Here is a 23,353-nt window from a genome sequence, read left to right on the forward strand (position 1 = left end):
TCGTGTCCCCGACTCGAATCGAGTCGGGCGAGGGGTCGATCGCGACACCATGACGATGCAACCGCAATGGTCCTACTTCTCCCAGCCGATGTCTTCGACGGGTCCGACGTAGAACATGCCGGCACCGTAGTTGGCCAGTCCGCGCTTAGCCGCGACTATCGTCGGGCCGTCGAAGAGCGGCAGGTCGGAGAACTGCCCGAATGCCTTCGCCTCGACGTCGTTTGCCGCCACGATCTGCGCGGCCGGTTCGGGGATCTGCTGCACACCGTGGATCTGTGCATCGAGCGCAGGAGTTCCGGCTCCCGCCCCGTTCATCGGCGAGTTCGTGCACCAGAACTGGCACAGATAGGCGACGCCGAACGGATCGGTCCAACCGAAGCCCAAGGTGAAGATATCGAACTCCTTGTGGTTGACCACGGCTGCCAAGTCGGCGTCTGGCCGGACTTTGATCACCACATCGACGCCGATCTGGCGCAGCATCGACTGTATCGCCCGGGCGATGGTCTGCCTCATGGCATCCTCACCCACGACGGGCAGGTTCAACACCAACCGCTGGTCGGAGCGGTCGGCGCGGTGTCGGATGCCGTCACCGACCCAGCCCGCCTCATCGAGCAGGCGTCGCGCCCGACCCTGGTCGTAGGTGATCGTCGATCCGACGTTATCGCGGTAACCGGGCTGGAACGGGAGCAGCAGGAACGAGCCGGGCAGTTCCTCGGTGTAGCCCAGGCCGGTGAAGCGGATCCGCGCCAAGGTCTTCCGGTCGATCCCGGCCAGCAGGGCCTGCCGGACCCGCGGGTCGCGCAGCCCCGGGGCGTCGAGGTTGACCACCATGTACGTGGCCACGGGCCTTACCGACACGCGCAGGTCGATTCCCGGCCTCGAGCCCACTTGAGCCTTCAGGTCCTTCTTGTCCACGTCGACGGCGTCGAGTTCACCGTTGCGGAACGCATTGACCGCGGCCTGCGGCGCCATCTGCCGGAACACCCGGCGGTCGAGCTTGCCCGGTTTACCCCACCACTTGGGGTTGCGCTTGAAGACGACGGTCCCCGCGTTGCGGTCGTAAGACGCGACTGTGTACGGCCCGGCACCAAGCTCTGCACGCGGGTTCTGGATGTAGGAACGGTTGAAGTCCTCAGCGCTGGCGATTCTCGGGTGCATGAGCTGGTTGAACAACATGTCCGGCCAGGCCCAAATTCCGCGGAACCGCACCACCGCCTGCTTGTCGTCGGTACCGCGTGTCACCGATTCGATCTGGTCATAGCCATCGCTGCTGTTGACGATGAACGCCGGATCGGTACCACGATTGCACTTCCACGTGTTCTCGAAGGACCGCCAGTCGATGGGCGTGCCGTCGTTGTAAGTCGCCCGGGGATTGATCGAGTAGGTGACCACCGTCTTGCCGTCCTCGGTGGTCTTCTTGACATCTGTTAGATAGTCACGATTGAACGAGTACACGCCCTCGGGGGTGAAGAAGGCGAGCACCGGGTTGTACCAGCGCCACTGGTCCAACGTGTAGGTGGTGCCATCTGCGTGGAACGGGTTCCACTGCGGCGACACCAGCTCCGTCGACGTGGTCAGCGTTCCTCCGTCGCGCAGGTTCTCCCGCGGCTGAGGGTTCAGCTGCGCCTTGCCCGGCTCGAACGACGTTCCCGACGACGAGTCGTGGCCACAACCGGCAACCAAGGCGCAGGCTGTCAGCACGGCAACGCCAAAGCACACAACTCTCATGTCTCCACCTCTCATCGCAAACCTCATGTCCCCACCTCGACTCGGGCTCGACGCGGATCGAGCGGCGGGACAGCGGCGATCAGCGACCGGGTGTACGGGTGCTCCGGACGTTCGAAGATGTCGGCGACGGTGCCCATCTCGACGATCTCGCCGCTCTTCATGACCGCGACCCGATGGGCGATGCGGCGCACGACAGCCAGGTCGTGGGCGACGAGGAGATACGCGACACCGGTGTCCGCCTGCACCTGCATCAGGAGGTCGAGGATGTCGGCCTGGATGGAGACGTCAAGTGCCGACAGCGGCTCGTCGAGGGCGATCACTGCCGGCTCGGTGGCCAGGGCACGGGCGATCGCGAGGCGCTGGCGCTGCCCGCCGGAGAAGGCGCGTGGGAACCGTTGACCGTATTCGGAGTCGAGGCCGACCTGCTCGAAAAGCTCAGCGACGCGGGCATACGCCTCGTCGCGGGGGCGCCCCGCGACGCGCAACGGCTCGGCGACGACGTCACGGGCGGTCATCCGCGGGTCCAGCGCCCCCGCGGGGTCCTGGAAGACTATCGAAATCTGCTTCCGCAGGGCGCGCGCCGCTCGCCCCCGCAGGGTCGACGGATCCACGCCCGTCAACCGCACGACACCCGGCGGCTGACTAAAGCCCATGATCTCGTGCAACGTCGTCGACTTGCCGCTGCCGGATTCGCCGACGATGGCCAGCGTTTGCCCGGCTTCCACGTCGAAGGAGACACCCTTGACGGCCTGGACCTCGCCGGTCCGCCGCCGCAGGAAGCGCGACGTGACTGCGAACGTCTTGGTGAGGTCGGTGACCGACAGCACCGGCGAACCGGTGGTCGAGTGCTCCGCGACGGAGGAGGGGAGTGTATCGAGACCCCGCATCGGACCGTCGATCCGAGGAACCGCATCTAGCAGCCGCACCGTGTAGGGGTCTTGCGGGTGGTCGAACACCTCCTCCACCGGCGCATGCTCGACCGCCCGACCGCCGTGCATGACGACCACGTCGTCAGCGAGCCGGGCGACCACGCCGAAGTCGTGGGTGATCAGCACAAGCCCGGCGTCGGTCTCGTGCTGCAGCGTCGCCAGCAGGGTGAGGACCTGGGCGGCGACGGTCACGTCGAGGGCGGTCGTGGGCTCGTCGGCGATGATCAGGTCGGGTTCATTGGCGATCGCCATGGCGATCATCACGCGCTGGCGCTGCCCGCCTGACAGCTGATGCGGGTAGGAGTTCGCGCGGACATGCGGGTCGGGGATGCCGACCGCGTCGAGCAGTTCGACGGCCCTCGCACGCGCGGCCGCCTTGCCCATCGATCGGTGCACTTGCAGCGCCTCGACGATCTGCGCGCCGACGGTGAACACCGGCGTCAGCGAGGACAGCGGGTCCTGGAAGATCATCGCGATCTCGTTGCCGCGGATCTCGGAGAGGTCATCGTCGTCGACGCCGATCAGCTCACGGCCGTTCAACCGCGCCGAACCCGTGACGAGCGCCGACTCGGGCAACAGGCCCATGATCGCCAGCGCCGACGCAGATTTGCCCGACCCCGATTCACCGACGATCGCAACGGTCTCCCCACGTCCGACGGTGAACCCGAGTCCGCTGACCGCGTCGACCCGACCGGCCTCGGACCCGAATGCGACTCGGAGGTCGGCCACCTCCAGCAACGGTTCACTCATCGGCCACCACCGGGCTCGGCACCGGCGACCTCGACCGGTTCGGTCACGGTCGGGTTGGCGGCGTTCGGGTCCAGCGCGTCACGCAGACCGTCAGCCATCAGCGTCATCGACAAGGTGAGCAGGGTGAGTACCGCAGCGGGGAAGTAGAACAGCCACGGCGACGCGACGATCGTGCCGACGCCGGACTGCAGCAACGAGCCCAGCGACACGTCGGGGATCTTCACGCCCAACCCCAGGAACGAAAGCCCCGTCTCGGTGAGGACCGTGCCGACCACCGCGAGCGCGAAGTTGATGACCAGCAGCGACGACATGTTCGGGATGATGTGGCGGGCGATGATCGTCCACGGCCGCTCCCCCATGTAGCGGGCGGCGATGACGAACTCGCGCTCGCGTATCGACAGCGCCATGGAGTACACCACTCGGGCGAGCATCATCCAGCCGAACACGATGAGCGCCACGATGATCCACCGCCAGTCGCCGCCGGTGGCGTTGGCCGTCATCGCGAGGATGAGGAAGCTCGGCACCACTAGCAGCAGGTAGATCAGACCCATCGTCGCCTTCTCCACCCAGCCGCCGAAGAAGGCGGCCAGCGATCCGGCGATAGCCGCGATCATCGTCGTACCAACCGCCACCGCGAGCGCGATGATCAGCGACCGCTGCAGGCCGTGGACGACCTGCGCGTAGAGGTCGTTGCCGGCGTCGTTAGTGCCGAACCAGTGGCCGCTCCCGGGCGGAAAACCGATGGCCAGGAAGTCGGTGTCGGTGTAGCTGTAGCGGGTGAAGAGGCCGCCGAAGATCGCGAAGGCGACCAGTAGCAGGAACAGGACGAGTCCCACGACTGCGGATCGTCGTCGGGAGAAGCGCTGCCACATCAGCGATTTCATCGGCTGCTCCGGACTCTCGGGTCGAGAAGGACGACTGCGACATCGGCCAGGATTGCGCCAATCGCCGTCGCCAGGGCACCGAAGGCCGCGACGGCGACGGCGCCGTGGATGTCGTTGGTGCTGATCGACGTGACGAAGTAGCGGCCCATCCCCTCCCAACCAAAGATGGTCTCGGTGATCACCGCACCGGTGAAGATCGCGGGGATGGCGAAGGCGACGCCGACGGCGACCGGGATGATCGCGGTGCGCAACGCATGTTTGCGCACCGCCTGGCCGTGGGTGAGGCCTTTCGCGCGGGCGGTGCGCACGAAGTCCGCGTCGACGGTATCGAGGAGCAGCGAGCGCTGCAGGAAGTGCAGCTCGGCGTACTGGGCGAGTACGAGGGTGATCGTTGGGAGGATGAGGTGTTTGCCGCGGTCGACGATCGTCGGCCAGAAGCCCTCGACGTCGATGCTGCGCGCGCCCGACACCAGCACCACCGAGTGGCCGGTCTTCTGATTGATCGTGATGCCGATAAGCACGACGGCGAGCCCGATGACGGCGACGGGAAGGTTGATGAGAAAGATGGACACAGCCTGCAGGATCCGGTCGGGGACCTGGTACTGGCGCATCGCGGTGTAGACGCCGAGGCCGACGCCGAGCAGCGTCGCCAGAACGGTCGCACCGAAGACGAGTTGTGCCGACACCCCAGCGCGATAGGCGATCTGCCCGTTGACGCTGACACCGGTAGGGCTTGAGCCCCAGTCCCAGTGCAGCAGGATCCCGGTGAGCCAGGTCCACCAGCGCTCCAGGATCGGCGTCTTGTCATTGAGGTTGTAGCTGCTCAACGCGGCGTCGACAACGGCGGGCGGCAGGGGTGGTTTGCGTACGGCGTAGTTCGAGCGGGGATCCAGGAACGCCGTGGCGATGAAGTAGGTCAGGTTGACCGCGACGAAGACGAGCACCGCCCAGGTGCCGACGCGTCGCGCGACATACCCGATCAAGTCCGCCCCTCCGCCCCGGTCCGCTGCCGATCATTCTCACAGCCCGTGAATGCGATGGCCGTTCGGCCGACCTTACCGCTGAGTGGCCCTCGCCACCCGCCGACTGGGCCGTCCCCCGCCGCCGACTGGGCCGTCCGCCGTCGCCGACCGGGCCGTCCACCGTCGCCGACTGGGCCGTCCGCCGTCGCCGACTGGGCCCCACCGGACGTCAACCCATAGTTGACGCAATTCCAACGTCAACCTAGAGTTGACGCATGACCGACGCGCAGACACCCGCACAGCTATCGAACGTCCGCCTCGACGACTTGATCACCGCGGTTCGTCGTGCAACCGATGACCCACTCGACCAACTGTCAACCGCGATGACCGTCTCCGAGCATCTCGGCGACGTCGGCGACTCGTTGATCGGACACTTCGTCGACCAGGCCCGCCGCGCCGGCCAGCCCTGGAGTGCCATCGGCGCGAGCATGGGGGTCACCAAGCAGGCAGTACAGAAGCGCTTCACCGCGAAGGCCGACGGGGATCCGTTCGCACGCTTCACCCCGCGCGCCCGCAACGTGCTCGTCCACGCACACGACGACGCGGTGCGCAGCCAAGCCGAGAGCATCACGCCCATACTGCTCGCCCGCCACCTCGTGCCCGACGACCAGTCCCTCGCCGTCGTCGCACTCAAACAAACCGGCGCCGATATCGACGGGCTGCGCAAGGTTCTCGGTGATCCGAGTCCGACGGAAGCCACACTGTCGGCGGACGCACGCACCATGATCCCCTATTCGGACGGATCCAAGAAGGTCCTCGAAAATACCCTCGCCATCGCCCTCGACCGGGGCCACAACTACGTCGGAACCGAACATCTACTGCTGGCGCTTTTCGACGACGAGGAGACCGCCACGGTGTTGGCCTCGCACTATGCCGACCGTGACAAGATCGACGCGGCGATCACCGAGCTCCTCAAGAGCGCGACGCCTTAGGACCCACTCGGCGACCTCGGACGACCCACTCGGCGACCCGGGACGACCCACTCGGCGACCTCGGACGACCCACTCGGCGACGCGGGACGACCCACTCGCGGGATTTCTGGGCCCACTCGCGGGTCAGGGGCGGCGATGGGCCTCATAGGACCGGGGATCCTCGAGCGGCTCGATGTGGATAGTCACCACCAGATCCTCAACAGCCTCGTCCAGACGGCCCTCCACCGCCTCGGCCAGGTCGTGGCCCTCCTGCACTGACCACCGGCCGGGCACCAGCATGTGCATCTGGACGAAGCGCAGGTGACCGCTCTCGCGTGTGCGCACATCATGGAACTCGACGTCGTCGGATCGGAATCCGTCAAGCACACCGTCGATCTCCGCAACCTCCGCGGCGGGTAGCACCGCATCCATCAGCCCCGACGTCGACTCGACGACCAGCCGGTACCCGACGAACAAGATGTTGATGGCCACGGCAATGGCGATGACGGGGTCTAGCCGCTCCCACCCGGTCACGGCGACGACGATGATCCCCACGACGACGCCGACGGTGGTCACCAGATCCGTCAGCAGATGTTTCCCGTCGGCGGTCAGCGTGATCGACCGGTACTGCCGCCCGGCCCGGATCAGAATCAGCGCCACGGCCCCGTTGAGCGCTGCGGCCACCACCGAGATCAGTACGCCGACGCCGAGCGATTCCAACGGCCGCGGATGGAGCAACCGCTCGACCGCCGCGACCAGGATCACCGCCGCGGCGACGAAGATCATCGCCCCCTCGACGCCCGCGGAGAAGTACTCGGCCTTGGCGTGTCCGAAGTTGTGGTTGTCGTCGGCGGGCCGCGCCGCGACGCGCAGTGCGATGAGAGCGACGACCGCCGCAACGAGGTTGACGACCGACTCGGCCGCGTCTGAGAGCAGGCCCACCGAACCGGTGACCCACCACGCCCCGGTCTTGAGGGCGATGGTGGCGATCGCGGCGCCGATGCTCAACCACGCGAATCGCTGCAGGCGGGCGCGGTTCGTCACCCCCACATTGTGGCCCACCTCGGCGGTATGATGCAGATCACATATGGATCGGAGGCGGCGCATGCTCGATGAGATGCAGGCCGAGGCGAAGTCGCTCTACGTCGACGGGGAGTACCTCCGCGCGCTCGCGGAGTTCTCCGTGTTGGCCGAGATCCGCGCACGACGGGAAGGCCCGTACTCCCCCAGCTATCTGCGCAACCTCCACGACTGCATTCGTTGCGCATACGAGCTCGCCCGCTGGCCCGACTGCGTCGGCCTCTGCACCGAACTGCACGGGAAGTATGTGCGCACCCACGGGCGGGCGGAGTCAGACACCGTGGACGTCGCCAAGCGGTGGGCGTGGGCGCTGCTGAACTTGCGCGAGTATCGACGCGCCGTCGCGGTCTATCTGCAAACCGCGGACGCCCTGTGGGAGTCCGATCCGGTGGCCGCCCGACGACTTCTGGGCGCTCCGGCGACGTTGCGCGCTGAGGTCGACCCCGCAGAGTTCGCCCAGCCGCTGCGGCACGGCCTCGACCTGCTGACGACGATCGCCGAGCTCGAAAACGAAACCGACGCCAACCCGTCACTCACTGTGGACGGATTGGCGCCGGTTTCGTAGTTCTCGCGCCGGATCATTCCGGCGCAGTGATTAGGCCTTCTTCGGAAGGCTGAACAGCGACGCGACGCTGACGACGATCAGCAGGATGCCGGCGACCCACACGAAGGTCGCCAGACCCAGGGCCGGCCACACCAGCATGATGATGCCCGCGGCGATCGAGATCAGACCCGAGATGATCGCCCAGATCTTCGAAGCGTGGCGCGAGCCGGTGGTCGGGCCGAAGAAGTAACCGAAGCCCTGGAAGATCCAGCCGATGCCGATGAACACCGCGAGGAACCAGACGCGGTTGTCCGGGCTGAACAGCACGACGCCGCCGGCCCAGATGATCAGCAAGCCGAGGAGCGCCAGAGCGAACCGGTAGCCGCCGGAAAGGAAGGTGGCCGCAAACGACTCGTACAGCCGGAACAGGCCCGAGGCGATCAAGCCGAGACCGAGCAGGATGCCCGCGACGTCGATCGTGGCGGCCGGCCACACCAGCAGGATGATTCCGAGGACGATTCCAGCCAGGGCGGCGAAGATGTAGGTGTTCCTAACAGCACCAATCGCCTTGTCTGGAATTTGGCGTTCAATATCAGCAATTGTCATGTGAACAGGCTAGCCCACGTCCGGATGGCTCGGCGCGCAAAAGCCGGAGTTGTTCTCTCTCTGATTCCACCCCCCTCCGTGTAGTAAGTACTCATGGCGAATCTCGCGTTCTTCACCGAAGCCGACGGCTGGTTCCACCCCACCCCCGTCGCGCGCAGCATGTGGGCCAAGGCCACGTTGACCGGCCCGGCCACTTGCGCATTGGCCGCGCGCAGCGCCGAGCTCGCCGGCGGCCGGGATGGCTTTCGCCCGGTGCGGTTCACGATCGACCTCTTCCGCGCGGCCCGAGAGATCCCGACGACCACGACGACCACGATGCGCCGCGACGGCCAGCGGGTGCGCGTGGTCCAGGTCGACGTCGTGCAGCGCGCCGAACCCGACGACGAGCCGGTGACCGTCGCGTCGGCGACCACCGTGTTCCTCAAGGAGTCGGTCAAACCGCGCGGGGAGCGGTGGACGCGGGGGCCCTCGACGTTCAATCCACCCGATGCCCCCGATGACGACTATTACCCCCGATTCACCGCCGAGGCGTCGACGACCGCCGACGGTACGGAATCGCCTGCCGTCCCGTGGACCCGTGACATCGGCTCAGGGCAGGTCGCCGGCCGCAAGAGCTACTGGTGCAACGCGCTGCCCGCCGTCGCGGGCGAGACCCCGACACCGTTCCAGCGCGCTGTCGTCAGCGCCGAGTCGACCAGCCTGATGGGCAACTGGGGCACCGAGGGCATCGCGTTGATCAACTGCGACCTCACCGTCGCATTGGCACGACTGCCCCGTAGCCGCCGCGTCGGCGTCGACTCCGATTTCCACGTCGAGGACGCCGGGATCTCGGTGAGCGAGACCATCCTCTACGACGCCGAAGGTCCAATCGGGACTGCGATCTGCACCGCCGTCAACAATGCACAATCAGAGATCGACTTCACCGTCGTAAAGCCCTCAGACCGCCTGCGCCAGTTGTGATGGCGGCCTGCGGGGCCGTCCTCCGATCTGACTCCGACGGCCCTGGCCTGGTACCCTGCTCACCATGTTTTCGCTTCGACTCGGCGTGAAGGGGATTGCCCTCGGTGCAGCGGCGATCACCGCCGCCGCCCTCGCCACCGCGACCGCACCCGAGGCCGATGCGTATGTCGCCGGACGTGGCAGCATGGTGGCCCGACTCACCGGGCCCGGCGCCATGAACGACACGCTCGGGAAATACAACATCCTCGGAACCGACCTGGGCATCCTCTGGGACAACGGGCAGAACGAGGTCCTCGCCGCGTTCGGTGACACCCAGTCGTTCGACGGGTGGTCGATCCTGCACGGCCAGCTCTTCCACATCCGCTCCAACGTATTGCTGCGCAGCCGGGACCGCGACCTCTACAACGGCATGACCTTCACCGGCCACGCCGGTGGCATGGGCTACGCCAAGCGCCTGATCAAGCCGACGCACCGCGAGATCACCATCGTCCCGACAGGCGGCATCTCGGTCAACGGCAAGCAGTACATGGGAATCCAGGCAGTCAACCTGTGGGGCGACGCAGGCCGGTGGCAGACGCGCTACGGCGCGCTGGCCGTCTCGGGCAACAACGGCGAGACCTTCCCGCGCATCACCGCGTACCGCCCCAACTACAAGGGCAACCGCAAGTTCCAGCAAGTCGCCATGATGAAGGACCGCGGCTTCGTATACGTCTACGGTACGCCGAGCGGCCGCTACGGCGCGGTGTACCTCGCACGTGTGCCGGAGAAGAAGATCGAAGATCTCGGCGCGTACGAATACTGGTCGGTGACCCGCTGGGTGAAGAACGCACCGTCGGCCGCGACGCCGATCATGAGCGCGCCGACCGGCGAGCTGTCGGTCGCCTACAACCGGTATTTGGGCCGCTACGTCTCCCTCGCCACGCGCGACGGCGCGACGATGCGCACGTCCCCGAACCCCGAGGGGCCATGGACCGCCGGCCACAACATCGTGCCCGGCAACGACCCGATCGGCGGCTACGCACCGTTCATCCACCCGTGGTCGTTGGACGGCCCGACGATGTTCTTCACGTATTCGATCTGGCACGGTTACCAGGTCTATTTGATGCGGGTGAACCTCCGGCGTCCGTGAGTCGCCCCCGACTAACATGGTGATCCAAATCACCATGACTGTCGGAGGCCCCCATGCCGAATCGGTTCCTGCATTACGGCGGCGGTAAATACATCCTCAACCGCGAGGGCGAGGCACGTCTGCAGCGCGTGCTCGAGTCGGTGTACGGCAACGGGGCCGACCACCAGTGGTTCACGCTCTACCCCGACAGCCCGACGCCGTGCAGCCTGCTGATTGCGCCCGGTGTGCCGATGTCGGTGGAGACCGAGTTCGAGGTCGGCGAGAACGTCGACGCCAAGTGGTGAGCCGACCGTCGACGCCCGCGCCGCCGCGACGGCCCGGCCGAATAACCTAGAGCCATGAAAATCGGAGCCCACCTGCGCGAAGACGACGACCCGCTGGCCACGGCAGAGGACCTGGGGATCGACGTCTTCCAGATGTTCGTCACCGACCCGCAAGGGTGGAAGAAGCCCGAGCCCCGCGCCGATGCCGCCGCGATCGCCGCGTCGCCCATCGACGTCGTCGTCCACTCCAGCTATCAGATCAACGTCGCCAGCCTCAACAACCGGTTGCGGATGCCCTCGCGCAAAGCCGTCGAACAGCAGGCCGTCGCCGCCGCCGAGTTGGGTGCGATCGGCCTCGTCGTGCACGGCGGACACTTGCGCGACGGTGAGGATGCCGCGCTCGGCTTCGAGAACTGGCGCAAGCTCTTCGAGCGCCAAGAGGACAAGGGCGGGTTCGGCGTCCCGATCTTCATCGAGAACACCGCCGGGGGCGATCACGCGATGGCTCGCACGCTCGAGTCGATCGAGCGGCTGTGGGACGCGGTGGGCGATTTCGAGCAGGCCGGTTTCTGCCTGGACACCTGCCATGCCTGGGCGGGCGGCGAGGACCTGGTCGGGATCGTCGAGCGCATCCGGGCCATCACCGGACGCATCGACCTGGTGCACCTGAACAACTCGCGAGACGAGTTCGACTCCGGCCGCGACCGGCATGCGAACCTCGCCGACGGCCATATCGACCCCGCGGTTCTGGTTGCCGTCATCGACGCCGCCGACGCCCCGGTGGTGCTCGAGACCCCCGGCCCCGGCATCCCCGACGACCTCGCATATCTGAGGGAGAACCGATAGTTGGCTTCCAGTTGTCCGACCTGGGCGGAAGGAGTATTCTGATCTAGTTACCGGCGAGTAACTTAGCTCGACGGTACGGCCGCAACCCCCACGACGGCATCCTCCCGGATCCGCCGACAGTCCCCCTGGGCCGTGACGGACCACAGCCCGAGAAGAAATAAGGAATGCACCACCATGGGCCACTACAAGTCCAACCTGCGTGACCTCCAGTTCAACCTGTTCGAGCTCTTCGAGCTGGAGAAGGTCCTCGGCGAAGGCGAGTACGCCGACCTCGACCGCGACACCGTCAACGACATGCTCCGCGAGGTCAAGGCCCTGTCGGAGGGCCCGCTGGCCGAGCCGTTCGCCAACACCGACCGCAACCCGCCGGTCTTCGACCCCGAGACCCACTCGGTCTCGATCCCCGAGGGCTTCAAGAAGGCCGTGGCGGCCTTCCAGGAAGGCGGATGGCAGTTCACCGGCCAGCGTGAGGAGATCGGCGGCGTCCCCGTCCCCGCAGCACTGAAGTGGGCCATGTCGGAAATGCTCCTGGGCGCGCAGCCGGCCGCCTTCATGTACATGGCCGGCACCTCCTTCGCCGAGGTGTTCTACAACAACGGCACGGACGAGCAGAAGAAGTGGGCGGCGATCATCGCCGAGCGCGGGTGGGGCGCAACCATGGTGCTGACCGAGCCCGACGCCGGGTCCGACGTCGGCGCCGGCCGCACCAAGGCGATCCAGCAGGAAGACGGCACCTGGCACATCGAGGGCGTCAAGCGCTTCATCACCTCGGCCGATGCCGACGACATGTTCGAGAACATCATGCACCTGGTGCTCGCCCGCCCCGAGGGTGCTGGCCCGGGCACCAAGGGTCTGTCGCTGTTCTACCTCCCGAAGACGCACTTCGATTTCGAGACCCAGGAGTTCGGCGAGCGCAACGGCGTGTTCGTCACCAACGTCGAGCACAAGATGGGCCTGAAGGCGTCGACGACCTGTGAACTGTCCTTCGGCCAGCACGGCGTCCCCGCCAAGGGCTGGCTCGTCGGCGAGGTGCACAACGGCATTGCGCAGATGTTCGACGTCATCGAGCACGCTCGCATGATGGTGGGCACCAAGGCCATCTCGACGCTGTCGACCGGCTACCTCAACGCGCTGGAGTACGCGAAGTCGCGTGTGCAGGGCGCCGACCTGACGCAGATGACCGACAAGGCCGCCCCGCGCGTCACGATCACCCACCACCCCGACGTCCGGCGCTCGCTGATGACCCAGAAGGCTTACGCCGAAGGGCTGCGCGCGGTCTACCTGTTCACTGCCGCGCACCAGAACGATGTGACCGCCGCCGTGGTCTCCGGCGCCGATCATGACATGGCGTTCAAGGTGAACGACCTGATGCTGCCGATCGTCAAGGGTGTCGGCTCCGAGCGCGCCTACGGCACGCTCACCGAGTCGCTCCAGACCTTTGGCGGCTCCGGCTTCCTGCAGGACTACCCGATCGAGCAGTACATCCGCGACTCGAAGATCGACTCGCTGTACGAGGGCACGACGGCCATCCAGGCGCAGGACTTCTTCTTCCGCAAGATCATCCGCGACAAGGGCCAGGCCCTCGCGCACGTCGCCGGGCAGATTCAGGAGTTCATCACCACCGATACGGCCGACGGTCGTCTCAAGGGTGAGCGCGCGCTGCTGAACACTGCGCTGGAGGACGTGCAGGGCATGGCGGCCACCCTCACCGGCTACCTGATGGCGGCCCAGGAGGATCCCAAGCAGCTGTACAAGGTCGGCACCGGCTCGGTCCGCTTCCTGATGGCTGTCGGCGACCTGGTCATCGGCTGGCTGCTGCTGCGCCAGGCCGAGATCGCCCTCACCGCGCTCGACAACGGTGCTGAGGGTGCCGACAAGGCGTTCTACGAGGGCAAGGTAGGCGTCGCGACGTTCTTCGCGAAGAACATGCTGCCGCAGCTCACGTCGACCCGGGTCATCCTCGAGAACATCGACAACGACATCATGGAGCTCGACGAAGCGGCGTTCTGACCGTCGTAGTAGAAGTCCCAGACGATCAGGCCCGACGCCACCCACGGCGTCGGGCCTGATTCGTCTTCCGGCGCCGTTGCGCGCCGCAATCGTATCCGGCGAAACGCCCTCAGCGGCACACCATCCCAGGACACAATGACCCACCATGGGGACCTTCAACCGACGCTTCGCCACCTCCGTCCTCGCCCTGTGCCTGACCGTAGCCGGTGCGCTGTGGTCCACCGGGACAGCCGCCGCGGCACCGCGCACACCGCTGCACGTGCCCTACAACTTCCTCGTCGACGCGATTCCCGGCTCGTTCGCCGACACCCCACCGGGAACCAACAATTGGCGGTGCAAGCCCAGTAAGGCCCATCCCGAGCCGGTCATCCTGGTCCACGGCTTTGTCGCCAGCCGCGGTAACAACTGGCAGACCTACGGCCCACTGCTCTTCAACCACGGGTATTGCGTGTTCGCCATCAACTACGGCGGCCTCGGATTCACCGGCGGATGGGCTGCGATGGAGCACAGCGCTCGTGAACTCGGCGCCTTCGTCGACCGGGTGTTGCACGCTACGGGCGCGAAGAAGGTCGCCCTCCTCGGCCACTCCGAAGGCGCGACCATGCCCCTGGGCTACCTCAAGTTCGAGCAGGGCAACAAGAAGGTGTCGACCATGATCGGCCTCGCCGGCGTCGCCCACGGGTGGGGTGGATTCGACGGTGTAGCGTTCCCCCAGATCGGCGGCGGTTACGAACCGGCCATGTTCGAGCTGATGCCGACGTCGGCGTTCATCCAGCGACTCAACCGGGGCGGGATCACCCAGCCCGGGACGCGCTACACACAGATCGTCACCCGCTACGACGACGTGGTGGTGCCCTACACCTCGGGCATCATCAACGAGCCCGGCGCCGTGAACATCACCATCCAGGACCGCTGCAGCAACGACTTCTCCGACCACCTGTCGATCGTGTCGAACCCCAACGTGGCGCACTTCGTGTTGAAGGCGCTAGACCCGTCGTACGACCTGCCACTGCGGTGCACACCGGTCTACCCGGTGTTCGGCGTCATGCCCGGTACTCCGATCCCGCCCGGTATCAGCGCACCGCTGCCCAGTTGATCGAGGGCCGGAACAGCGCCGGCCCCACGCGCGTACCGTTGGAGAGTGTCGTCGTCGCCGCAGCAGCGGTGGGCATACGGTTACTTTCTCGTCATGCTCGCCTTGGCCCTGGGAATCTCCGGGTTGCCCTCGCCGCTGTATCCGCTGTACCAAGAGCAGTGGCACCTGAGCCCGTTGACGATCACCGTCGTATTCGCGGGCTATGCGATCGGCGCCCTGGTCTCGGCGCTGACCGTCGGACCCATCTCGGACGCAGTCGGCCGTAAACCGGTCCTCCTCGTCGCACTGTCAATCATCCTCGTCGGCCTTGCCGTGTTCCTGATCGCCGACCACGCCTGGCAGTTGGTTCTCGCACGACTCCTGCACGGCGTCGCAGTCGGCGCCCTCACCGTCGTCGCCGGCGCGGCCCTCCTCGACCTCCGACCGCACGACGGTGCGCGCAACGGCATGGCCGGCGGCGTCGCACTCAACACCGGGATGGCAGTCACGGTGCTCGCGGTCGCCGTAGCGGCACAGTGGGCGAAAGATCCGTTGCAGTTGCCCTACGTGATCTTCGCCGTCATCACCGCAGCGATGCTCGCAATCCTGATGCTGCTGTCCGAACCGCACGTCGAACGCACTGGCGGGCGTTTCCGGATCACCGCGCCGACAGTGCCCAGCGGGATCCGCACCGACTTCTGGTTCGCCGCAATGGGCATCGTGACGGCGTGGTCGGTGCTCGGGGTGTTCATGAGCCTGTACCCGCGGCTCACCCAGGAGGCCACCGGCCACCCGTCGATCGTCTTCGTCGGCGTCGTGATCTCGGTGATGGCCGCGGCGTCGGCGCTCGCGCAGTGGGCCAGCGGGCGGGGCGACCCACGGACGACGGCGATCATCGGCGACCTCGGCATGGCCGTGTCCCTGCTGTTGGCGATCTTGGCCCTGCACTCCGGTCTGACGTGGTTCGTGATCGTCGACGCCACCGTGCTCGGCATCGCGTTCGGTATGGCTTTCGGCGGCTCGCTGCGCTATCTCAGCGAGGTCGTACCGGGCGATGCCCGCGGCGCGGTGATGAGTGCCTACTACTTGCTCGGATACCTCGCGATGGCCGTCCCCACCGTCGCCGCGGGCGCCATGTCGTCCCGGTTCGGAACCCTCACGGTCTTCCCCTACTTCGTCGGCGCCGTCACCCTCGGCTGTCTCGCCGCGGCCTGGTTGGGCATCCGGGGCGCACAGGAGCCGCCCGTCGTCGTAACCGACGTCAAGCCCTAAAGGCCCGCGCCACACCAAGAATGGGACCGGCCCCGCACCTTTCGGTGCGGGGCCGGTCCGTCAGATCGACTGCGACGTCAGTGCGCGAACTGGTGCGTCGTCGCCGCGTCACGCGGCATCGGGCCGTCGAGCTTCTGCAAGAACGCCACGTCGTCCTTGATGTCGCCGAGGAGCTTGGTCGCCAGGTCGTGGCTGAGCCCGTTGCGGACGACGATGCGCTGGACGGTCAGATCGGCCAGGTCGTCGGGCATCGGGTAGGCCGGGATCAGCCAGCCCTTCAGGCGCAGGCGGTCGGCCAGGTCGTAGAGCGACCAGTTCTTGCTCGCGGAGTCCTTGAGGTACCACGCGAACACCGGGATGTCCGAGCCGTCGTTCCACAGCTCGAACGGCTCCATCTTGCCGATCTCCTCCGCGAGGTACATCGCCACGCTGCGCGAGTTCGACTGCACGCGCGTGTAGCCCTCGTAGCCCAGACGCAGGAACAAGTAGTACTGCAGCAGCACCTGCGAGCCCGGACGCGAGAAGTTCAGCGCCAGCGTCGCCTCGGACCCGCCGAGGTAGCTGACGTAGAAGATCAGATCGTCGGGGCAGGCCTCCTTGTCGCGCCACACGACCCAGCCCAGGCCCGGGTACACCAGGCCGTACTTGTGGCCGGAGGTGTTGATCGAAACGACGCGATCGACGCGGAAGTCCCACTCCAGGTCAGGCTGGCAGAACGGCGCGATGAACCCGCCCGACGCACCGTCGACGTGGATCGGGATGTCCAGGCCGGTGTCCTTCTGGATCTGGTCCAGCTTGGCCGACACCTCCTTCACCGGCTCGTACATGCCGGTGTAGGTGACGCCCATGATGCAGACGACGCCGATCGTGTTCTCGTCGACGTACTTCTCCAGCTCGTAGCCGTCGAGCACCTTGTGCTCCAGGCTGATCGGGACGAAGCGGGCCTCGACCTCGAAGTAGTTGCAGAACTTCTCCCAACAGACCTGCACGGCGCTGGAGAGGACGAGGTTCGGCTTCTCGGTGGACTTGCCGGCCGCCTTGCGGGCGTTGGACCACTTGCGCTTCATCGCCAGACCGCCGAGCATCGCCGCTTCCGACGAGCCGATGGTCGAGGTGCCGATGGTGTTGTCGGGGTCCTTGGCGTTCCACATGGCGGCGACCATCTTCACGCAGGTGGTCTCGACCGCGGCCGTGGCCGGGTACTCGTCCTTGTCGACCATGTTCTTGTCGGCGGCCTCGACGTAGAGCTTCGTGGCCTCGTCGTCCATCCAGGTGCCGACGAAGGTCGCGAGGTTCAGACGGGCGTTGCCGTCGAGCATCGACTGGTCATGGACGACCTGGTAGGCAGTCGACGGGAGGCTCTCGTTCTGCGGGATCCGGTTCGCCGGGTACGAAGTTGCCTCGCCCGGGCGGGTGAAGATCGGGTTGGCCTCGATATCGTCATTCACATTGGGCATTACTGGCTTCCTCCAAAGCTCGTTTCAGATGCGCTGTTTCGGCTGCTCAAGCCACTCTCCGAGCGTCTTTCAGCGGCAGACAGCGCTGTGTCAGCCGCCATCGGCAATTTAAATTAGCACGGTCACCGATATATGACTTGGTTGCTGCGGAAAGTTTTCAATCCAGGACCTTTACTGACGTCCTGCTACTTCGGTGGCATCCGGATGCCGCCGTCGACGCGGATGACCTCGGCGTTCATGTACGAGTTGGTGATCAGCTCCTCGACCATCGACGCGAGCTCGTCGGGCACGCCCAGACGCTTGGGGAAAAGCACGCTCTCGCCCAGCTTCGCCTTGAACGCCTCGGACTCAGGGCCCTCGCCGTAGATCGGGGTGTCGATCAGACCGGGGGCGATGCAGTTGACGCGCACGCCGACCGCCGAGAGGTCGCGCGCGACCGGCAGGGTCATGCCGACGACGCCGCCCTTCGACGACGAGTAGGCAGCCTGGCCGATCTGACCGTCGAATGCGGCGACGCTGGCGAGGTTCACGATTGCGCCGCGCTCGCCGTTCTCGTTGGGCTCGTTGCGGCTCATCGCGGTCGCGGCGAGGCGCACCACGTCGAAGGTGCCGACGAGGTTGATCGCGATGACCTTCTTGTAGAGGTCCAAGTTGTGGGCCGAGGCGAACTCGCCGTCCTTGCCGACGGTGCGCTGTGCCCAGCCGATGCCGGCGGAGTTCACGACCGCGCGCAGCGGGCCGAGCTCGGTGGCGGCGTTGACGGCGGCCTCAATCTGGCTGGTGTCGGTGACGTCGACGGCAACGAACTTGCCGCCGATCTCAGCGGCGATCTTCTCGCCGTCCTCAGCCTTCAGATCCGCGATGATGACCTTGGCGCCCTGCTTGGCGAGGCGACGGGCCGACGCTGCACCGATGCCGGAGGCACCGCCGGTGACGATTGCACTTGCTCCCTTGATATCCATACGGGCGAGGATACGAGGGTGTGTGACGACCGCCACGCTCGGGTGGGCTACTTGCAGGTAACTTTCGGCTCGGGGTCGTACTTCACCGTGCGCGTGTGCCGCGAGATGACTTTGCCTGTCTTGGCGTCGGTGATGATGCGCGTATTCGACGTCGTGAATCCGCGGCTTCCATTCGACGGAATACAGTCGTCACCCTTGGGCAGGACCAGCTTCGGCGGATCGGTGAAGGCGAAGCGATCGCCGGTGATCGATTGGACGTCGCGCGTCTTGGTACTCCAGAACCGGACCATGATCGATGACGGCGTCCACGACGTCTCGATGTAGATGCCGTACGGGGTGTCGTTGCGGAACACCAGGTCGATGGCGCCCTCGAAGACCGTCGCCTCGCGCGCCTCTGGGTAGCGCGAGATGTAATAGCTGTGCTCGGTGTGGGTGATGTCCTCGAGGCCAGCGAAGTAGGCCGCGTTGTACAGCGTGGTGGCGAACTGCGAGATCCCGCCGCCGACGGCCTTCGACGCGTGGCCGTGGTCGATGATCGTCGACGTCACATAGCCCTGCGCCGAGCCGCGCGGACCGGTGAAGCTGTTGAGCGAGAACTTGTGGCCCGGCTTGACGATCGCCCCGTCGACGGTGGCGGCGACCCGTCGGATGTTCTCCCCGGACAGTTCGGAGAAACCCCCGGTGGTGTAGTCGCTGACCACTTCCCGGATGCCGAGCTTCTTCGCCGCCTCCGTGGTCAGCCGCGGCTTGTTCTCGATGTAGGCGACGTCGGCGGTGCGGTTCTCCCCGACTGCACCGGCCACGGCCACCGCGGTGGCCGCCCAGTCGATGGTGTAGCCCGAGTGACCCGGCACGATCGTCGGCCGGCCACCCTGCATCTCGAACGTGGCACTCTTCGGCTTGGATTGGGTCGACGACAACTCAGTGAGCTGCTGCTTCAACTTCTCGTCGTCGACCTTCGGTACCAGCGCGCCCTTGCCGTCGGGGGCGAAGACCAACAACTCGGCCAACTCCTGCGGCTCGACGGTGACCGTCTTGCCGCGGCCCTTCAACGTCACCGGCGCTGCCACCGCTTGGCGGGCCTTGCCGTTGACCGTAGCCATGACCAACGCGGCCGAGACGGTCGGCTGGAACGGCTCCATCGGGAGAAGGATCTCATCGCCGTCGAGCCAGTACGCCGCAGTCCGCTGAGCGGCGAGGTCGCGGTTGATGCGCAGTCCACCCGAAGGCATGTCGGGCTTGGGCACGACGTGGTCGCCCTCGACTTCGAAGTGCACACCGCCTTCGACGGCGGCCTTCTCGAGGTTCTTGCGCTCGCCATCGAGGGCCTTGTCGAACTTCGCGCGGTCGACCGTGACGACGGGGCGCACGTGCCGTTTGATGCCGAAGACCGAGAGGAAGCGGCGCAGCGGGTTGCGCGGTTGCTCCATCGCGCGGGTGATCGTGCGCTTCTCGTCAAACGACAGTCCCAGCTGTTCCGCGCTGAACTCAGCGGCGCCCGAGGAGGTCCGGATCCGTACTGGAGCGTCGACGATGCGGTGCAGTTCGTCGAGGCCCTTGTCGACGTCGACCTCGACCTTGTTGCCCAACGGCACCGAGGCCACTGTCGTGCCGCGAGAGCTGCGCCCGTGCGTCGCCAGGGCGTCCCCCGCGGTGACCAGGCTGAACACCAGCAGGATCGCCGCCACCACCCGGCCGGTGATGGCCAGGGGCCGGCGGGTCCTGGTCGGAGCTGTCATTGAGACGAATGTACTGGTAAGTGGCTGTGCGCGCCGCATCGTCGCAGCCGCCGCGGCGGCGAAGGGAATGGTTCCGGCGAACTGCCGGGTCGGGGGGCTGGCAGTTCAGCCGGAACCATTGACCATATCGATGCAGGTCCGCGCGGTGTTACTCCACTCGCGCGGCCCGGCGCTGCGAGGCGGTCAGCCCTCGATGATCGCCGTCACGCCCTGCCCGCCGGCGGCGCAGATCGAGATCAGCGCGCGACCGCCGCCGTTCTCCTTGATCTGCTTGGCCGCCTGCGCGACGATGCGCCCGCCGGTGGCCGCGAACGGGTGGCCCGCCGCCAGCGAGGAGCCGTTGACGTTGAGCTTGCTGCGATCGATCGAGCCCAGGGCCTTCTTCAGGCCGAGGCGCTCGATGCAGTACTCGTCGGACTCCCACGCGGCCAGCGTCGCCAGCACCACCGAGGCGAAAGCCTCGTGGATCTCGTAGAAGTCGAAGTCCTGCAGGGTCAGACCGTTGCGCTCCAGGAGACGCGGAACCGCGTAGGTCGGGGCCATAAGCAGACCGTCGGGACCGTTGACATAGTCGACGGCAGCGGTCTCGCTGTCGACGAAGTACGCCAGGACCGGCAGGCCCTTCTCCTTGGCCCACTCGTCGGTGGACAGCAGCACCGCCGACGCACCGTCGGTCAGCGGCGTCGAGTTGCCCGCCGTCATCGTCGCGTCACCGAGCGAGACGCCGAACACCGGCTTGAGGGTGGCGAGCTTCTCCGTCGACGAGTTCGGGCGCAGGTTCTCGTCGCGGGTCAGGCCACGGTAAGGCGTGATGAGGTCGTCGAAGAAGCCGCGGTCGTAGGCCGCACCCATCTTCTGGTGGCTGGCCGCGGCCAGTGCGTCCTGGTCCTCGCGCTTGACGCCGAACTCCTTCGCGGTGATCGCGGCGTGCTCGCCCATCGACAGCCCGGTGCGGGGCTCGCCGTTGCGCGGGATCTCGATGCCCAGCTTGGTGGCCAGCGCCAGCGCGGCCTTGATGCGCTCGGGGGTGGACTTGGCGCGGTTGACCTCGAGCATCTGGCGGCGCATGGCCTCCGAGACGCCGATCGGGGCGTCGGAGGTGGTGTCGACACCGCCGCCGATCGCGACGTCATAGCGACCGGAGGCGATCCCGTCGGAGACGGCGGTGATGGCCTGCAGGCCGGTGCCGCACGCCTGCTGGATGTCGAATGCGGGGGTGTAGGGCGAGAGCTCCGAGCCCAGCACCGACTCGCGGATCAGGTTGAAGTCGCGCGAGTGCTTGAGGACTGCACCGCCGGCGACCATGCCGAGGCGCTCGCCCTGCAGGTTGAATCGGCTGACCAGGCCCGACAGGACCGCGGTGAACATCTCCTGGTTGCTGGCCGAGGCGTATGCCTTGTCCTGGCGGGCGAAGGGGATGCGGTTGCCGCCGAGGATGGCGACCTTGCGCTTGGGGGCGGTGGCAAAGGAGCTGATGCCCGACTTCGGTGCCGCACTCTTGGGAGCGGTCGTCGCGGGAGCCTTCGCCGCCGGGGCGGCCGCGGTCTTCGCCGCCGCCTTCTTGGCGGGAGCCTTCTTGGCCGCTGCCTTGGCAGGCGCCTTCTTGGCGGGGGCCTTCTTCGCGGCGGGCTTGTCGTCGGACGCCGTCGTCGTTGCCGGCGTGCTTGGGGTGGTGGCCATTGGCTTGCGAACTCCTGAAAGAGGGGACGTGTTTCTCGTAGAGTATTCTTACTCCCGAGTAAGTTGCTTGTCGACTCCGGTCGGGCCGACAGCAACCCAACGTCGCGAAAACTACACACTCTCGAAGGAGTTCTTTCCGTGTCCGGTAATGCCAACAAGGATCTCTACTCGACTTTCGTCACGTCGGGCCCCGGCTCGTTCATCGCCAGCCGCGTCGGACTGCCGCAGCCCCCGAACCTGCGCCGCTACTCGCCGACGCAGGCCCCGCTGGCCGGCCCGGTCGTCCTCGGTGGCGAAGGCCGCCTCGTCGAGCCGCTGCGCGAGATCCTCGCCGCTGCTGACGGCTACGACCTGATCAGCAACAACACCGGTGGCCGTGGTGCCGACAAGCTCGGTGCCGCCGTGTTCGACGCCACTGGGATCACCGCGCCGGCCCAGCTGTCGGCCCTGTTCGAGTTCTTCACGCCGCTGATGCGCTCCACCGGCAATTCGGCGCGCTTCGTCGTGTTGGGCACGCACCCCGAGCTGTGCCGCAAGCCCGACGAGCAGATCGCCCAGCGCGCCCTCGAAGGCTTCACCCGCTCGCTGGCCAAGGAGGCCCAGGGCGGTGCCACCGCACAGCTCGTCTACGTGCACCCCAAGGCCTCGACCGGCCTGAGCGGCGTCGAGTCGACGCTGCGGTTCCTCCTGTCGGGCAAGTCGGCCTACGTCGACGCCCAGGTGATCCGCATCGGTGAAGACGAGGCCAAGGCACCCGAGGACTGGGACAAGCCGCTGGCCGGCCGCGTCGCGCTGGTGACCGGTGCCGCCCGCGGCATCGGCGCCACCATCGCCGAGGTCCTGGCCCGCGACGGCGCCCACGTCATCGCCGCCGACATCCCGGCCGCCGGTGAGGCACTGAGCGAGACCGCGAACAAGGTGAAGGGCACCGCACTGCCCCTCGACGTCACCGCCGACGACGCCGGCAAGACCATCGCCGAGCATGTGCTCGAGCGCCACGGCGGCCTCGACATCATCGTCAACAACGCCGGCATCACGCGTGACAAGCTGCTCGCCAACATGGACGAGGGCCGCTGGAACTCGGTGATCGGCGTCAACCTGATCGCCCCGCAGCGCCTCGTCGACGACCTCGTCAAGGCCAAGGCCCTGCGCCCGGGTGGCGCGGTCATCGACGTCTCGTCGATCGCGGGCATCGCGGGCAACCGCGGCCAGACGAACTACGGCACGTCGAAGGCCGGCGTCATCGGCCTGGTCAACGCCTACGCGCCGATCCTGGCCAAGGAGAACATCACCATCAACGCGGTCGCGCCCGGTTTCATCGAGACCGCGATGACCGCCGCGATCCCGCTGGCCACCCGCGAGGTGGGCCGTCGCATCAACTCGCTGCAGCAGGGCGGGCAGACCGTCGACGTCGCCGAGACCGTCGCCTGGTACGCCAACCCGGCGTCGAGCTCGGTGACCGGCAACGTGGTCCGCGTCTGCGGCCAGAGCATGCTGGGCGCCTGA

Annotated in this window: 20 protein-coding genes; 10 read left to right on the plus strand and 10 right to left on the minus strand. The window is 66.7% G+C overall.

The window, feature by feature from the left end; translation table 11 throughout:
- Nucleotides 1-72: 72 nt before the first annotated feature.
- Genes B4L26_RS17395 through B4L26_RS17410 form a run of 4 tightly spaced genes read right to left on the minus strand, consistent with a single transcriptional unit; the run spans nucleotide 73 to nucleotide 5,274 of the window.
- Entirely contained in the window at nucleotides 73-1,728 is a 1,656-nt protein-coding gene (locus B4L26_RS17395) for an ABC transporter family substrate-binding protein (protein ID WP_290720888.1), read from the minus strand.
- Between the two features lie 23 nt (nucleotides 1,729-1,751).
- Nucleotides 1,752-3,407, minus strand: a complete 1,656-nt coding sequence (locus tag B4L26_RS17400; RefSeq protein WP_290720890.1) for an ABC transporter ATP-binding protein — start codon at nucleotides 3,405-3,407, stop codon at nucleotides 1,752-1,754.
- On the minus strand, nucleotides 3,404-4,291 hold the full coding sequence (locus B4L26_RS17405) for an ABC transporter permease (RefSeq protein WP_290720893.1): 888 nt from the start codon (nucleotides 4,289-4,291) through the stop codon (nucleotides 3,404-3,406). The genes B4L26_RS17400 and B4L26_RS17405 overlap by 4 nt, the downstream gene beginning before the upstream one ends.
- Nucleotides 4,288-5,274 carry an ABC transporter permease gene (locus tag B4L26_RS17410; RefSeq protein WP_290720895.1) on the minus strand — a complete coding sequence of 329 codons (987 nt, stop codon included), beginning with the start codon at nucleotides 5,272-5,274 and terminating at the stop codon, nucleotides 4,288-4,290. Before B4L26_RS17410 ends, B4L26_RS17405 begins: the two co-directional genes overlap by 4 nt.
- A 254-nt stretch (nucleotides 5,275-5,528) precedes the next feature.
- Between B4L26_RS17410 and B4L26_RS17415 the strand changes: the two genes are divergently transcribed.
- Complete coding sequence (locus B4L26_RS17415; protein ID WP_290720898.1) at nucleotides 5,529-6,245, plus strand: Clp protease N-terminal domain-containing protein; 717 nt, start codon at nucleotides 5,529-5,531, stop codon at nucleotides 6,243-6,245.
- Nucleotides 6,246-6,368: 123 nt separating this feature from the next.
- Here B4L26_RS17415 and B4L26_RS17420 read toward each other — a convergent pair whose 3' ends face one another.
- Nucleotides 6,369-7,268 (minus strand): cation diffusion facilitator family transporter, encoded by a 900-nt coding sequence (locus tag B4L26_RS17420; RefSeq protein ID WP_290720900.1) that lies wholly within the window; start codon nucleotides 7,266-7,268, stop codon nucleotides 6,369-6,371.
- A gap of 61 nt (nucleotides 7,269-7,329) precedes the next feature.
- On the opposite strand from B4L26_RS17420, the gene B4L26_RS17425 reads away from it, so the two are divergent.
- Entirely contained in the window at nucleotides 7,330-7,869 is a 540-nt protein-coding gene (locus B4L26_RS17425; RefSeq protein WP_290720903.1) for a hypothetical protein, read from the plus strand.
- Nucleotides 7,870-7,899: 30 nt separating this feature from the next.
- On the opposite strand, the gene B4L26_RS17430 is transcribed toward B4L26_RS17425, so the two are convergent.
- A complete protein-coding gene (locus B4L26_RS17430; RefSeq protein ID WP_290720906.1) occupies nucleotides 7,900-8,454 on the minus strand; it encodes an HdeD family acid-resistance protein in 555 nt (184 codons plus the stop codon).
- Between the two features lie 93 nt (nucleotides 8,455-8,547).
- Here B4L26_RS17430 and B4L26_RS17435 point away from each other — a divergent pair, with 93 nt between their 5' ends.
- From B4L26_RS17435 to B4L26_RS17465, 7 genes are all read left to right on the plus strand, one after another.
- Nucleotides 8,548-9,414: an acyl-CoA thioesterase domain-containing protein gene (locus B4L26_RS17435; RefSeq protein WP_290720908.1), complete on the plus strand. Its 867-nt coding sequence runs from the start codon at nucleotides 8,548-8,550 to the stop codon at nucleotides 9,412-9,414.
- A 64-nt stretch (nucleotides 9,415-9,478) separates the two neighbouring features.
- A complete protein-coding gene (locus B4L26_RS17440) occupies nucleotides 9,479-10,543 on the plus strand; it encodes a DUF4185 domain-containing protein (RefSeq protein ID WP_290720909.1) in 1,065 nt (354 codons plus the stop codon).
- Between the two features lie 53 nt (nucleotides 10,544-10,596).
- Nucleotides 10,597-10,827, plus strand: a complete 231-nt coding sequence (locus tag B4L26_RS17445; RefSeq protein WP_290720911.1) for a hypothetical protein — start codon at nucleotides 10,597-10,599, stop codon at nucleotides 10,825-10,827.
- A 54-nt stretch (nucleotides 10,828-10,881) separates the two neighbouring features.
- The gene (locus B4L26_RS17450; protein ID WP_290720912.1) at nucleotides 10,882-11,652 is read left to right on the plus strand and encodes a deoxyribonuclease IV; all 771 of its coding nucleotides are present in this window, start codon (nucleotides 10,882-10,884) and stop codon (nucleotides 11,650-11,652) included.
- A gap of 174 nt (nucleotides 11,653-11,826) precedes the next feature.
- Nucleotides 11,827-13,662: an acyl-CoA dehydrogenase gene (locus tag B4L26_RS17455; protein ID WP_290720913.1), complete on the plus strand. Its 1,836-nt coding sequence runs from the start codon at nucleotides 11,827-11,829 to the stop codon at nucleotides 13,660-13,662.
- A gap of 145 nt (nucleotides 13,663-13,807) precedes the next feature.
- Entirely contained in the window at nucleotides 13,808-14,758 is a 951-nt protein-coding gene (locus B4L26_RS17460; protein ID WP_290720915.1) for an esterase/lipase family protein, read from the plus strand.
- Between the two features lie 93 nt (nucleotides 14,759-14,851).
- Nucleotides 14,852-16,009 carry an MFS transporter gene (locus B4L26_RS17465; RefSeq protein WP_299488127.1) on the plus strand — a complete coding sequence of 386 codons (1,158 nt, stop codon included), beginning with the start codon at nucleotides 14,852-14,854 and terminating at the stop codon, nucleotides 16,007-16,009.
- 77 nt (nucleotides 16,010-16,086) lie between these two features.
- On the opposite strand, the gene B4L26_RS17470 is transcribed toward B4L26_RS17465, so the two are convergent.
- The 4 genes from B4L26_RS17470 to B4L26_RS17485 form a co-directional block, all read right to left on the minus strand.
- Nucleotides 16,087-17,466, minus strand: a complete 1,380-nt coding sequence (locus tag B4L26_RS17470) for a glutamate decarboxylase (protein ID WP_290720919.1) — start codon at nucleotides 17,464-17,466, stop codon at nucleotides 16,087-16,089.
- 185 nt (nucleotides 17,467-17,651) lie between these two features.
- Nucleotides 17,652-18,428, minus strand: a complete 777-nt coding sequence (locus B4L26_RS17475; protein WP_290720921.1) for an SDR family NAD(P)-dependent oxidoreductase — start codon at nucleotides 18,426-18,428, stop codon at nucleotides 17,652-17,654.
- Between the two features lie 47 nt (nucleotides 18,429-18,475).
- Complete coding sequence (locus tag B4L26_RS17480; protein WP_290720922.1) at nucleotides 18,476-20,167, minus strand: VanW family protein; 1,692 nt, start codon at nucleotides 20,165-20,167, stop codon at nucleotides 18,476-18,478.
- A gap of 183 nt (nucleotides 20,168-20,350) precedes the next feature.
- Nucleotides 20,351-21,847: an acetyl-CoA C-acetyltransferase gene (locus B4L26_RS17485; RefSeq protein WP_290720924.1), complete on the minus strand. Its 1,497-nt coding sequence runs from the start codon at nucleotides 21,845-21,847 to the stop codon at nucleotides 20,351-20,353.
- A 138-nt stretch (nucleotides 21,848-21,985) separates the two neighbouring features.
- Between B4L26_RS17485 and B4L26_RS17490 the strand changes: the two genes are divergently transcribed.
- The gene (locus B4L26_RS17490) at nucleotides 21,986-23,353 is read left to right on the plus strand and encodes a 3-oxoacyl-ACP reductase (RefSeq protein WP_290720926.1); all 1,368 of its coding nucleotides are present in this window, start codon (nucleotides 21,986-21,988) and stop codon (nucleotides 23,351-23,353) included.

The organism is Gordonia sp. UBA7599, assembly GCA_002477755.1.
Lineage (GTDB): Bacteria > Actinomycetota > Actinomycetes > Mycobacteriales > Mycobacteriaceae > Gordonia.

Excerpts from the sequence above, each read along its gene's own strand:
- B4L26_RS17395 (WP_290720888.1), bottom strand. The coding sequence starts at position 1,728 with ATGAGAGTTGTGTGCTTTGGCGTTGCCGTGCTGACAGCCTGCGCCTTG.
- B4L26_RS17400 (WP_290720890.1), bottom strand. The coding sequence starts at position 3,407 with ATGAGTGAACCGTTGCTGGAGGTGGCCGACCTCCGAGTCGCATTCGGG.
- B4L26_RS17405 (WP_290720893.1), bottom strand. The coding sequence starts at position 4,291 with ATGAAATCGCTGATGTGGCAGCGCTTCTCCCGACGACGATCCGCAGTC.
- B4L26_RS17415 (WP_290720898.1), top strand. The coding sequence starts at position 5,529 with ATGACCGACGCGCAGACACCCGCACAGCTATCGAACGTCCGCCTCGAC.
- B4L26_RS17425 (WP_290720903.1), top strand. The coding sequence starts at position 7,330 with ATGCTCGATGAGATGCAGGCCGAGGCGAAGTCGCTCTACGTCGACGGG.
- B4L26_RS17430 (WP_290720906.1), bottom strand. The coding sequence starts at position 8,454 with ATGACAATTGCTGATATTGAACGCCAAATTCCAGACAAGGCGATTGGT.
- B4L26_RS17435 (WP_290720908.1), top strand. The coding sequence starts at position 8,548 with ATGGCGAATCTCGCGTTCTTCACCGAAGCCGACGGCTGGTTCCACCCC.
- B4L26_RS17440 (WP_290720909.1), top strand. The coding sequence starts at position 9,479 with ATGTTTTCGCTTCGACTCGGCGTGAAGGGGATTGCCCTCGGTGCAGCG.
- B4L26_RS17445 (WP_290720911.1), top strand. The coding sequence starts at position 10,597 with ATGCCGAATCGGTTCCTGCATTACGGCGGCGGTAAATACATCCTCAAC.
- B4L26_RS17450 (WP_290720912.1), top strand. The coding sequence starts at position 10,882 with ATGAAAATCGGAGCCCACCTGCGCGAAGACGACGACCCGCTGGCCACG.
- B4L26_RS17455 (WP_290720913.1), top strand. The coding sequence starts at position 11,827 with ATGGGCCACTACAAGTCCAACCTGCGTGACCTCCAGTTCAACCTGTTC.
- B4L26_RS17460 (WP_290720915.1), top strand. The coding sequence starts at position 13,808 with ATGGGGACCTTCAACCGACGCTTCGCCACCTCCGTCCTCGCCCTGTGC.
- B4L26_RS17465 (WP_299488127.1), top strand. The coding sequence starts at position 14,852 with ATGCTCGCCTTGGCCCTGGGAATCTCCGGGTTGCCCTCGCCGCTGTAT.
- B4L26_RS17470 (WP_290720919.1), bottom strand. The coding sequence starts at position 17,466 with ATGCCCAATGTGAATGACGATATCGAGGCCAACCCGATCTTCACCCGC.
- B4L26_RS17475 (WP_290720921.1), bottom strand. The coding sequence starts at position 18,428 with ATGGATATCAAGGGAGCAAGTGCAATCGTCACCGGCGGTGCCTCCGGC.
- B4L26_RS17480 (WP_290720922.1), bottom strand. The coding sequence starts at position 20,167 with ATGACAGCTCCGACCAGGACCCGCCGGCCCCTGGCCATCACCGGCCGG.
- B4L26_RS17485 (WP_290720924.1), bottom strand. The coding sequence starts at position 21,847 with ATGGCCACCACCCCAAGCACGCCGGCAACGACGACGGCGTCCGACGAC.